We start from the raw sequence: 12,359 nt of genomic DNA, 5'->3' as shown, positions 1-12,359 counted from the left end.
CGCTCACCTTCATTCAACAGACTTCTTTGTTTGCTCTATGATGCCTGCTCGAAGAGCCTTCAAATTCCTAGGATTCTGGCCGAGATCACCCTTGCCTACCCGAGACCGGCTTTCCGCATCAATTCGGGTCCGAGGCGAATCCGGCGAGTCGCTTGTGATCGGAGTCAGCTCCAAATGAATATCGTCGACGAATCGAAAAACGGGGGTGGTGCGGGTCAGATGCATCCGTCGCATACTGGGCTCCGAATCCGCTCGTTCGTCCTGCTTGGATTCGTGCTGCTCGTTTTCAGTTTGGGACATCACCGCCCAACCTGACTGATGATCGACCCATTTGCGAATCATGTCTTCAACGGCGGCGGAGGAGGCATCGACCTCAATCGGTTGCAACGCCGGATCGCTATTCGTCATCGACAACCGTGCATGATTGGTGGTCCAATCACGCCCCCAATCGTCGACCATCCAAAACAGACGCCCGGCCATCGCCGCCCCAACGCCAATCGCAACATAACCCAACATTTTTTTCCTTTGCTGACTCGTTAACACCGGTGAACTCAATGGATTTGTTCGCAGAACAAGAAGCCGATCACTTATTTACCGCCCAACCGCTGGCCGCTCGCATGAGGCCGCGAACTCTCGAAGAGTTCGTCGGCCAACATCATATCCTAGGCGCCGGTAAACTACTGCGGCGACTGATTACCAGCGGTCGGATCGGATCGATCATCCTGCACGGCCCACCCGGCAGCGGCAAGACAACGCTGGCGCAGCTAATCGCGTCTGAAACCGGCTCGAAAATCATGTCGCTCAATGCGATCAACAGCGGCGTCAAAGACGTGCGTGAGGTCTTGCGAACCGCCACCGATGCGGTTGCTGCGGGCGAGCGACGGCCGATCTTGTTTATCGACGAAATCCATCGCTTCAATAAGTCTCAACAGGATGCGTTGTTAGCCGATGTCGAGGCAGGCGTGATTTCACTCATCGGTGCCACGACCAGCAATCCACACTTCGCCGTCAACGGCGCACTCATTAGCCGCAGCCAACTATTCACACTCGAACCGCTGCCCGCCGATTCGATGACTGCGTTACTGCGCCGAGCGATCGAGGACTCCGAACACGGACTCGGCAGTCGTCAGGTTGAAGTCACGGACGATGCGATCGAATTCCTATCCATTGCGACCGATGGTGATGCGAGGCGTGCTCTCGCGGCGATCGAAGTTGCAGTCGAGAGTGTGAGCGGCAACACGAAACGAGTCGACCGCGACGTCGCCATGGAGTCGCTGACCAACCGCGTCGGCGGGTACGACGCTACCGGCGATGACCATTACGATTTATCGAGTGCCTTGATTAAAAGCATTCGCGGCAGTGATGCTGACGCGGCAATCTACTGGCTCGCAAGAATGCTCGAGGGCGGCGAAGACATTCGTTTTCTTTGTCGTCGCCTCGTCATTTTGGCGAGTGAGGATGTCGGCAATGCCGATCCACATGCCCTGTCGCTCGCGGTAGCGGCGATGCAGGCGTGCGAAATGATCGGACTCCCCGAAGCACAACTGACGCTCAGCCAAACGGTCGCGTATTTGGCATTAGCACCCAAAAGCAACGCAGCGACGACCGCAATCGGCTCGGCTCGACGCGACGTCCGCGACAAACAAATTGTCCCTGTCCCCAAAATGCTTCGCGACTCTCACTACCCGGGCGCGGAAAAACTCGGTCACGGTGAGGGTTACGTCTACGCCCACAACGAGCCAGACGGAATCGCGGACGTGGATTACCTGGGAGTCGACCGCGAGTACTACCATCCGGTGGATCGTGGACACGAAGCGATCATGCGTGACCGCCTCAATTCAATCCGCAAACGCCTTAGACCTTCGCAATCAAAAGACGCTCCAGAGGAAACGCAATAACTGGCTCGTCAATGCGTTTCAATGCTCTCGCCCCCGGCACCACTGTGGCTAAGCGATACAGGGGCTATGAACATATTCAGAGGACGAATTCCGCTACTATCAAACTGTCGATGCCGCGGTCGGCATGGGAGCGATTTGATAGGCTCGATTGCGGAACAGGAAGTCGATGATATTGCCTTCGTGCGGTTGCAACCAATTCAATCGGTTGGTCGGAAGCGGGCCGATGTTCAGGCGATCGATATCCACGCTGCGACTCGCACCGGTAATGAAGGGCTCATCCGCGGTGATCACGGTGCCCACGAGCGTCGGCCCGATACGACGTAGCATTTGGTCCTGCGGACATTCAACGACGCTCACGAATGGGAACATGTATTCTTTTGCTGTGACTGCTCGATCGGGCGAATCGGCATGCACAACCATCGGACGCAAGTAGGCACAATGATCTCGCTCGATCAGTTTCTCACCGTACTCAGCCGTCATGTCCGTCACACCATTTTCGGCGAGGTCTTGTTCGACCATCGACCAGGTTCCCGTTGCCATAGCGGGAACTGTAAACGCCGCCAATTGGGCGTTGGGGTCTGCCGGCGGCAATACGTTGACCGGACCGATCTTCTCAGCGATCGCTGCTGCGATTTCTCGCGTGTGCCGACTCGCCCAAATCCCGGAACAATTGATGCAACTACGTCCCGAATTGCTCAACACACTCTCGACCATGACGTCGAGGTACATTTCCCAATCATCTACGATATCGTCGCCCAGAAGGATTTTAGAAAACCCTGGTCCGTGTGCTTGGACCCGTGGGTTCCCTGAATGCTGAGCGACAGTTTGAGCACTACCGAAGATCATGCTCCGAGGAGCCTTCGTCATGATCGCTCCGCCGGCATCGTGGCCTCCGGGATAAAGACCAAACGCCGCCGCAGGAACCCCGGCTTCCATGAACGCCGAGACCATTCGGTAAGGAGTCCAAGGTTCTTGCGAACCAGGTTTCAACGCCAATCCGATTTGCAACGCAACGGCGGGCAACCACAGTGTATGCACGCCCGGAGAATTGTTCGGCAGAATCGCTCCCAAGATCGGTGTCTGAGCTTGGTAACTGACCGTCACACCGCGCCCCTCGTCGCCATAGCCTTTCGATAAAATTGACAGGTCGAGACCACGGGTTAGACACTGCAAAATCTCATCCATTCGGCTGAGCACGAAGCTGTTCTTCGCCATGTTGGAACGACACATGTGCTCGGGCAATCCGGTGCTAGCGGATTGTTGATGAACAAAATCATCCACACTCTGTTGCGAGTCACCGACACTCAATGTGCCGTGCTCAAACAATTCTGCGGCCTTCTTTCCCATCGCAATCAGTTCGTCAGTCGGAACCTTCAGCAGCGCCTCTCGGGCAAGGTGTGCCTTCTGAAGGTCACGCGTGACGATTCCACCGCCGACGGTCCCAACACGCGCGATCGGCGCACCGGTGTCAAAATGGACGACATCATTGAATTCGAGTGATTCGTACTGTTTGCCCCAGCGAAGCGGGTGGAGGGTAATCATGGGCAGAGTGTTGGCGGGTAGCAGGTGGGGTGGGAGAGGTGAATAACGGTCAAGAAACAACAGGCGACAGACTCCTTCAGCGGGCATCTCCAGATCCGCAAAAAGGCGTGCTGTCACCTTTTTCTTTAGTACACGCCAACGGTAGTTGCGCTAGCGAGTTCATGGAATGGACGTACGCCACTGACGCCGTCCCACGGATAGGTTTGGAACGGACGCTCGCGTTCGCCCTCATCACGTTCCATAAATCCTGGTACGAAGAATTCGTCCGTCAACGTGTATAGCTTCACGCGACCGGTCTCTCCGTATCCGACGACTTGATCGTAGTCATCGAACGTCACAACTTCTGTAACGGCCCGAGGCTGTGGAGCGTAATAAGCGATCTTGTATCCGTCGGTTGATGTGATCGGTTTGCTGCAAGCCAAACCCATCAAGGTATTGCCATAGGTTGGCGTCATGTAGATGCCGCTTTCCTCCGGCAATCCGCCCAACATTTCTTCCACACAAAAACGCGTCCATTGAGACGTGAACTCGGTTCCTCCGGAGAAGATACCGGTAATCCCAACTTCCGCCAAACTCGTTCCTTTTTCCTCAAGTGCCTCGCTCAATGACTCAAGCAATTTCGGAGTCGCAAACATGCACTTAACATCATGCCCTGCTGTCAAAATGGTAACGGCCTGATCGATACAGTGTTTTTTGTATTCCTCGAGATGCTCCATCCAGCCTTTTTTAATCAGCTTAACGACCCAACGAGGATCCAGGTCGATACAGAAGCAGATCCCGTCTCGATGCTGAGCAAGGTGTTCAACGGCAAGTCGCAATCGACGCGGACCGCTCGGCCCCAGCATCAACCAGTTAGCTCCTCGCGGAAAATACTTATCAGGCAACGTGTCGCTGAACAGTTCGTAATCCTTCCAATGATCCTCGATCACCATGCGGCTCTTTGGAATCCCCGTGGTGCCGCCCGTTTCAAACACGTAAACAGGTTTCCCGGCGTGACCCTTGGGAACCCAACGACGAATCGGCCCGCCTCTCAGCCACTCATCTTCAAAGTGAGGAAACTTCTTGAGATCATCGAATGACTTGACGTCTTTCAATGGATCAAAGTTCAATTCGGACTTCTTCTCAAGCCAGAACGGGCAACCGGTTTCGTCACTGAAATGCCAATGAACGGTTTTGAGCGTGTGCTCATTGAGACGGTCTCGGGCTGCCGTCGCAGCGGCCTGAATTTCAGCTTCGGATACTTCGCCAACAACGCTCATGTCTTCCTCGGTTGATTGATCAATGAATTCGGAATACCGAACCGGTATTCTGAGCAGGTTGCGTCGCCACCACAACCATCGGAAGCATTGTCCACCCTAGAAAAGGGCTGTGGCGTGTTCGAATGAACATCGCACCCCATTCAGTTGCATTCGCAGCGATTAAGGGATGGAAATGCGCAGCATCGTGAAAACCGCCGATTCAATGCGGGATCGTTCCCGCATCGCCGAAACTGAAGCGTTTCTGCAAGCGACCAGTTTCACACTCACCGACGTTCGCCAGAACCTAGTACTTCGTTTGGTGGCGGTGGCAATTCCCAACGAGCAAACGCTCGAGCCACTTCCAAGCCACAAAAAAAGCCTTGGGAAGTTAGTCCCAAGGCTCTTAGTATCTTCAATTATCCGCGTTCAAATTACGGAATGATTGGGCTCGCAGGAGGTGCGGGAGTAACCAACTGGTCATTGTTATTATCGTTTCCGATAATAGCGGCGATCGCAGCCAAACCAGCGAGGCCACCAAGTCCTCCACCGAAGCCGCCGCCTCCACCACCGCCGGCGAAGCCGCCACCACCAGCTCCACTGCCCGTGAGTGCTCCGTTTCCGCCGAGGGCTGGATCTCCGAAACCTTCACCACCGATAGGATTACCAAATTCATCAACAGCACCTTCCATCGCAGGATCGCTCACGATGCTTTCTTCCGTCACGATAGGTTCTTCGTAGATGATCTCTTCGAATGACTCGATCGCTTGAGGCAGCGGTGCGATTTGCATCGAGAATTCTGTGCAGCAACAGCAGCAAGGATCGTTGTAGGTCGCTACCAGCGTACGTGAATCGGAGCCAACCAACGCACTGCCATCGGCCTTCTGCAAAACTTGGCTAGCCAACGACTCGTCGACTAACTCAAAACCAGCCATTCCCAGTCCAGCTTGACCGATCGCAAGAATTGAGTATTCCCCTGGAGCCAAATCAGCAAACTCAAACGTTCCGTTTCGTTTGGAAAGAACTCGGTCGACAACCTCACCCTTGTGAACCAAGAAGACGTTAAGCAGACCAGCGTCGCCAAGAGTTTTACCCTGTGCACCGGCAACGTGGATGCGTCCTTTGAGTCCGCCATCGGTTTGGCTGACGCGGAATAAGTTTTCGCCAACGACGCGACCCGAGATTCCCTGCAGATCAGCATTCGCGATCGTGTAAGGATTGTCGGCGCTGAAAGGAGGCAAGTATCGCAAGATCGCGGTCTTGATGATGGTGTAGTCGATTGCAGCGGCGGCAACCTCAACCTGTTTTGGCAACACATCTGCGGAAGCCATGTCTTGACTGACAACGTGCATCGCACAACATGCAAAAACGCCGTCGGCCCGTGCGGTCAACGCGTACACGCCAGGCTCGACACCGTTCAGCAGAAAATTGCCTGCGTCATCCGTGCGACTGCGGACAGTCTTGCCGTCGCGATCAGTCATTACAACAACCGCATTTGCGATCGACCGGGACGAGCCATCGGCAGCAGGCAGAATCAACCGCCCTTTGAGTTCACCCGGTGTTTCAGGGTTGACCCACTGGGGTACAGTGAGATGGTCGGTTACATCAAGCGAAGTGGACTGAGCGGTCGCAGTCGAAACAGCAAGACCACAGACAGCCCAGCTGCAAACAGCAACCAAGGCAAGTAATCGTTTCATGGTGAATTTCATCGTAGTAGGTACTCAGCCCGGACAACTGGCAATTTAGGCAAACTATTCACTTGGATATTAAGCAAACGGTACGCGAATTTCAACACTGCTCCTGAGAAGAATGTGGGAAAAACCGGCTCCAATCCTTTCGCCGTCAGCGTCTCGGCTCCCCTGGAGAAAGGGATCTTTGCCGACCATGCGGTTTTAAAGCGCCATGGGTTCCTATTTCGCGTTGTCGAATTCGACCACCCGCTCGACGGGACACTTACGTACAGTGGTTGGTGGTTCCGCCAAACGGTGGAAATTAACGGGCAATCGTGCTGGTTTCAAATCAGTTGGCTGAAGATCCACTCACGATTCGAGTTCGTGCTTCCCGACACGATTGAAATCGATCCCGGATGGGGGGATTCGAGCGATCGTTCGATGGCGGTGGAGATCGATTTTTCCCGCGGATTGCTGATTCGCCGCTTTCGAATTTGGCTGGCAGGCCAAATTCTGTACGACGAAATCAGATAATCCTTAGCAGCCCAACGAATCCGCTAGGCCTTAAACGTCCAAGTTGCGAACGTCGAGCGCGTGAGTTTCGATGAATTCACGCCGAGGTTCGACCTTATCACCCATCAACAACCGAAACATTTCGTCCGCAGCCCCCGCGTCAGAAAGATTGACACGAATCAATGTTCGGTTGGCTGGATCAAGGGTCGTCTCTCTAAGTTCCTCAGCGTTCATTTCGCCGAGACCTTTAAAGCGGGTGACTGAAAGCCCTTTTTCACCGGCGGCACGAATTTCAGGCAACAGGGCACGCAAGTCTTCCATCGGACGGCGGATGTCTTCTCCGCGAATCAATTCGAAACGCGGGGTCGTCGACCCGGTGCGATCGGCAGGGATCAGGTCGTCCAAGCCAAAACCGAGCGGTTGCAGGTCTTTCAGACCGCTGTTAATCGTTCGGACTTCGTGCAATTCGGTCAGGTGAGCGACAATTCGCTCTTCAGGCTCCTCTTCTTTTTGCTCAACAGCCGCCGTCACCGAATCAGGAACTTTCTCCGCATCGACGGCCACTTCGCCCGGTTGTTCCTCATCCTCGATATCGAGGTGGGCCCCACGCTCGGTCAAGAATTGTTCGACTTCTTCAAGAGTGTGGAACCAGTTCTCTTCCCCTAGGAATGTCACCAACAAGGTCGGCAATTTGCCGGCAACCGGATCGAGTCTCATCGCGTGCACGCGGAGACTCACGCCGCGTCTCTCGAGAGCGAGAACAGCGTCTTCCATACTCGCGAGTGCTTCAGCGAGTGCCCGCATTTTGTCCGTTTCAACTCGCCGGCCGTCTTCGGCCTCGAAGATGGTGTCGTTGATACCACGATCGAGCAATTGAGACTTCATCTCTTCTTCGCTCTGAACGTAGTAACGAGTTTTGCCGTGCGAAACGCGGAACAACGGCGGCTGGGCAACATAAACGTGGCCGGCCGCCACGAGCTGGTACATTTGCCGGTAGAAAAAGCACAACAGGAGCGTGCGAATGTGACTGCCGTCAACGTCCGCGTCAGTCATGATGATGATTTTGTTGTACCGACGACGCGTCAGATCCTGATCGACACCGATGCCGGTACCGATCGCCTGAATCATCGACTGAACTTCCTCATTGGCGAGAACTTTGTCCTCACGGCTCTTGTAAGCGTTGATGATTTTACCGCGAAGTGGCAGGATCGCCTGAAATTCACGCATCCGCCCACCCTCGGCAGACCCGCCTGCCGAATCACCTTCGACCAGATAGACTTCGCATTCTTCCATCTTTTTGGAGATGCAGTCTCGGAGTTTTCCTGGCAATCCGCCTCCACCGAGCGCGTCTTTTCGCTTGCGGAGCTGGTCCTTTGCCTTCCGAGCGGCCTCGCGAGCCTCCGCGGCCAACAAGCCCTTGCGAACGATCGTCTTGGCAACCTTCGGGTTTTCCTCGAGGTATTTTGACAGCGCCTCGCCCACGCCGCTGGTCACGATTCCGTCGACTTCGCCGTTTCCGAGCTTCGTTTTCGTTTGCCCTTCGAACTGCGGGTGCGGTACACGCACGCTGATTACGGCCGTCAAACCTTCGCGGAAATCGTCGCCGGTCGGAGTGGTTGCCTTAAACATCCCCTCCTTCTTGCCGTAGTTATTGAGCGTCCGGGTCAGTGCGGATCGATATCCCGAAACGTGCGTCCCGCCCTCGGTTGTGTGAATGTTGTTCACATACGATTGCACCGTATCGGTAAATTCAGCGGTGTACTGCATCGCAATATCGTATTCGACGCCGTCTCGCTGGCCGACGATATGAATCACGTCCGCGTGCAACGCATCGCTGGCACGGTTGAGGTGCTGAACGAACTCGACGATACCTTCGTTGTACTGGAAATCACCGCCCTCGCCGTTGCGTTCGTCGAGGAATTTGATTCGCACACCGCTGTTCAGGAATGCGAGTTCTTGAAGACGCTTGAGCAACGTATCGAAGACATATTTTGTCGTCGTGAAAATCTGGGCATCGGCTTTAAACGTCGTTTTGGTGCCGGTTTTCTTTGTCGCGCGACCTTTTTTCACTGGCCCGGTCGGAACACCTCGTTCGTATTCCTGGGTCCACGTGAACCCGTCTCGGCTGACTTCCACCTCCGCCCATTGGCTTAGGAAGTTGACCACCGTGACGCCGACCCCGTGCAAACCACCGGAGGTTTGATAGGCACCCTTCTCGAATTTGCCACCGAATTTCAAGACGGTCATCACACCTTCAAGCGTGCTGACCTCGCGATCGAGTTCTTCGGAGAGTTGGTCGTGACGGGTTACCGGAACACCTCGCCCGTCATCCTCGACGGTAACACTCCCGTCGGTGTGAACGACCACCGATACGGATTTGGCAAATCCAGCCATCGCCTCGTCGATTGAATTATCAACGACTTCGTAGACCAGGTGATGCAGACCGCGCGAGAACGTGTCGCCGATGTACATACTCGGGCGTTCGCGGACGTGTTCCAGGTCCGAGAGGTGCTGGAGGTCTTTGTCGGTGTATTCCGAGTTTGCCGAAATTGGAACATACGCTTCCTCAACTCCGGCCTCATTGTCGGCGTCCGTCGGAGGCGAAACGGCAACGCCGGACTCTTCCGTCTCAGGAACGGCTGCGGAGGAGTCAGGATTCGAAGGATCTGGGGAAGAGGAGTCGCTCATAAAACGGCGGCTGCGAGGCCGACCAACACGGACGAAAATCACACAAACTAGGGGCCGGATTGTAGCAAAAATTCGACCCGAGCGTGAGGTGTCTCCACTGGCGTTTCACCAATCGCTCCGCCAATATCGCCGCCCCTGCTCCCCAGGGCGGCGTCCCCTATCATCGACTCAGAACCCGCCGAACGGATCGGCGCCGGCGTCTCCCGAAGGCGCGAACGGGTCAACCGCTCCGCCACCACCAAATGGATCGGCGCCACCGCCTCCGAATGGGTCGGCACCACCTCCGCCAAACGGGTCAGCACCGCCGCCACCGAATGGATCAGCTCCACCGCCAAACGGATCACCACCCGGAGCAGGCTTTCCACTGGGCTTCTTGGCCTTGTCAGAGTCTTCGCCGTCTTCCTCGCTCTCCGCGGTGGCCTCGACCGAAGCCCGCAGGGTCGGCATGTCGGCACCAGGGCGATGCAAACACTGGATCGCTCCCAAATGATCCACCAGATACAAACGGTCGCTGACGATATTGGTCATCAGCACATCCGGACTGCTGCCGGGAAGCTGATGCACGAGACGTCCATCGGCGGTATCCAAAACAACCAATGAGCCACTCAGTGTTTTTGCATAGATCTGATCTCCAATGACGCCCAAGACCTGCGAAACACCGCTCGCCAATCGATCCCAAACGTCTTTGCCGGTCGCCGCATCCACACACATCAAGTTGCCATACGTCGAACGGAACAGCACCTTTTCGTCGAAAACAATCGGCGAATCAAAGATCGGGTCACCTGTCGGCCGGCTCCACAACACCACGCCCGACCGCGTCGCACGCAATCCGTAGATTTGCCCGGAAGCAGCACCAAAGAAGAATCGATTACCTGCTGCCGCGGCAGGGGCTCCACCGACGATCCCATCTGTATTCAAACGGAACTGAGTTTCAGGCTCGCCGGTCGCTTCCATCACGTAGACGAAACCTTCCGACGTCCCCCAAGCAATTTTTTCATCCCCGATCGCCAACGCGGGCGGAGCGAGCGAGGCCCCGGTCACGATTTCAGCGAAAACATCCCGGTGTTCGTTGTCCAAGGGATAGGCGACCATTCGGTTACCCACTGAAGGAATCACCGCCCACGCCCCACAGTGCCGAGGCCCGCGCATCGGCACGTACCGCAATTGATCGACACCATAAATCTCACCGTTGGTGACATCCATTTTGATCAGTTCACTGCCGTTCAACACCGTCAAATACTTGTCGCCCACCCCGAAGCCGCTGTAACCCCGAACCCGATCTCCGACGCGTCGCAGCCACACCACCTCGCCCGATTCTGCATCACGCGATTCGATCGTCCCGTCATTGGAAAGCGTGTACATGCGGATGGTGGGCACTTCCCGAAAGCCGATCTCAGCATCGATTCCGCGAAGTTTGAGCCGGCGGATATCGTTGCGAGCCCGACGTTCGGCTTCCTTACGGTCAAGCAAACCGCTGGTGCCAAAGCTCGCTCGGCCGCCAAACGTCATCCGGTCCAACATCGTCCCCGTCGGTGTTTTGACTGTCACGGAGGTCAATTCCTCCCCTTCAGCAACATCAGGCACCTCGAGTAGATAACGAGCGTAGACGGATCTTTCTGCCGGTTTCTCCGCTTCGTCTTTCTCTTTCGATTCCGACTTCGCATCAGCATCTGCACTCGGCTTCTCCGCCTTGTCGACCACTTCAACAAACTGTTTCGACATCCCGGAGTGGACAACGATCGTGTGATCGACAATCGACTGCGCCCCTGCGGGAACGCTCAGAAGGCGTCGCCAGGCCTGAACGAGCCCAATTCGATCTAAATCGTTCGGCAGGAGCACGTCACCTCCGGCCGCCGAGACCGATTTTTGAGCAGTGAAGCCAGTCAACAAGAGTGCTAAAACGACAGGCACCACCGCAACGGGGTATCCGCGACGTGAGAAATGTGAATTGACCGAATGCGACGAAGGGACGCGATTCATGGAGGAGATCCAACGATCGGTGTGAAGAGAAGAAAAGGCAGGAGTTCGTCTAGTGCGAATCACCAACGATAATAATCGATCCCTATCAGAAACGCCAAAATATTAACGAGGACTTGGTCAACTCCGACGAGGAATCCGGTAAGCTGAACTGGTTAAACCACCGGACGAGCAACCTTATGTACACTAAACACCGCCGTCCTTGCTTCACTCCCAAAATTCACCGCGATAGGTCCCAAAACTAAGATGGCAGGCACTGGCAAGAAAATTTTGATGCTCGTCGGCGACTTCGTTGAAGATTACGAGGCGATGGTGCCTTATCAAATGTTGTTGATGCTCGGGCACGACGTCGCGACCGTATGCCCAGGCAAACGCCCCGGGGACACCGTGGCCACCGCGATCCATGATTTCGAAGGTCATCAAACCTATTCTGAAAAACCGGGGCACCGATTCGCCATCAATGCCGATTTCGCATCCGTCGATCCAGCCGACTTTGACGCCCTGATCATTCCCGGCGGGCGAGCCCCTGAATATCTGAGGCTCGATCAAGCAGTCTTAAATATCGTTCGTCACTTTGCCGGCGCGTCCAAACCGCTCGCCGCGATCTGCCATGGCCCTCAGATTCTCGTCGCAGCGGGAATCCTCAATGGCCGCGAGTGCAGTTGTTATCCCGCCGTTGCTCCGGAAATCACTGCTGCCGGTGGGCAATACATGACGCCGGGCGACGGGCTCGACACGGCCCACGTTGAAGGCAATCTCGTTACCGCGCCCGCATGGCCGGCACATCCCGCATGGATCCGCGAATTTCAAAAATTGCTCGAGTCAACTTAGACGAG

At 55.5% G+C, this 12,359-nt stretch carries 10 protein-coding genes; 4 read left to right on the top strand and 6 right to left on the bottom strand.

From position 1 onward, the window contains the following. Positions 1-9 precede the first annotated feature (9 nt). Positions 10-516 carry a DUF1499 domain-containing protein gene (locus FHS27_RS13090; RefSeq protein WP_221225067.1) on the bottom strand — a complete coding sequence of 169 codons (507 nt, stop codon included), beginning with the start codon at positions 514-516 and terminating at the stop codon, positions 10-12. Between the two features lie 38 nt (positions 517-554). Here FHS27_RS13090 and FHS27_RS13085 point away from each other — a divergent pair, with 38 nt between their 5' ends. Next, the gene (locus tag FHS27_RS13085; RefSeq protein ID WP_184305370.1) at positions 555-1,898 is read left to right on the top strand and encodes a replication-associated recombination protein A; all 1,344 of its coding nucleotides are present in this window, start codon (positions 555-557) and stop codon (positions 1,896-1,898) included. Positions 1,899-1,997: 99 nt separating this feature from the next. Here FHS27_RS13085 and FHS27_RS13080 read toward each other — a convergent pair whose 3' ends face one another. Continuing rightward, positions 1,998-3,440: an aldehyde dehydrogenase family protein gene (locus FHS27_RS13080; RefSeq protein WP_184305369.1), complete on the bottom strand. Its 1,443-nt coding sequence runs from the start codon at positions 3,438-3,440 to the stop codon at positions 1,998-2,000. A gap of 125 nt (positions 3,441-3,565) precedes the next feature. Further along, positions 3,566-4,699, bottom strand: coding sequence for a hypothetical protein (locus FHS27_RS13075; protein WP_184305368.1), 1,134 nt, complete (start codon positions 4,697-4,699; stop codon positions 3,566-3,568). 166 nt (positions 4,700-4,865) lie between these two features. Between FHS27_RS13075 and FHS27_RS30800 the strand changes: the two genes are divergently transcribed. Further along, the gene (locus tag FHS27_RS30800) at positions 4,866-5,120 is read left to right on the top strand and encodes a hypothetical protein (protein WP_221225066.1); all 255 of its coding nucleotides are present in this window, start codon (positions 4,866-4,868) and stop codon (positions 5,118-5,120) included. Here FHS27_RS30800 and FHS27_RS13070 read toward each other — a convergent pair. Then, complete coding sequence (locus FHS27_RS13070) at positions 5,110-6,372, bottom strand: carboxypeptidase-like regulatory domain-containing protein (RefSeq protein WP_184305367.1); 1,263 nt, start codon at positions 6,370-6,372, stop codon at positions 5,110-5,112. The genes FHS27_RS30800 and FHS27_RS13070 overlap by 11 nt on opposite strands. Before the next feature lie 114 nt (positions 6,373-6,486). On the opposite strand from FHS27_RS13070, the gene FHS27_RS13065 reads away from it, so the two are divergent. Further along, positions 6,487-6,879, top strand: coding sequence for a hypothetical protein (locus tag FHS27_RS13065; RefSeq protein ID WP_184305366.1), 393 nt, complete (start codon positions 6,487-6,489; stop codon positions 6,877-6,879). Positions 6,880-6,909: 30 nt separating this feature from the next. Here FHS27_RS13065 and FHS27_RS13060 read toward each other — a convergent pair whose 3' ends face one another. Further along, entirely contained in the window at positions 6,910-9,546 is a 2,637-nt protein-coding gene (locus tag FHS27_RS13060; protein WP_184305365.1) for a DNA gyrase subunit B, read from the bottom strand. Positions 9,547-9,714: 168 nt separating this feature from the next. Beyond that, complete coding sequence (locus FHS27_RS13055) at positions 9,715-11,526, bottom strand: outer membrane protein assembly factor BamB family protein (RefSeq protein ID WP_184305364.1); 1,812 nt, start codon at positions 11,524-11,526, stop codon at positions 9,715-9,717. Between the two features lie 243 nt (positions 11,527-11,769). On the opposite strand from FHS27_RS13055, the gene FHS27_RS13050 reads away from it, so the two are divergent. Further along, positions 11,770-12,354: a DJ-1/PfpI family protein gene (locus FHS27_RS13050; protein WP_184305363.1), complete on the top strand. Its 585-nt coding sequence runs from the start codon at positions 11,770-11,772 to the stop codon at positions 12,352-12,354. Positions 12,355-12,359 lie beyond the last annotated feature (5 nt).

Origin of the sequence: Aporhodopirellula rubra (genome assembly GCF_014192335.1) — a bacterium.
Classification (GTDB): Bacteria; Planctomycetota; Planctomycetia; order Pirellulales; family Pirellulaceae; genus Rhodopirellula; species Rhodopirellula rubra.
Note: the sequence above shows the minus strand (reverse complement) of the source record. Positions and strands in the feature narration are given on the sequence as shown.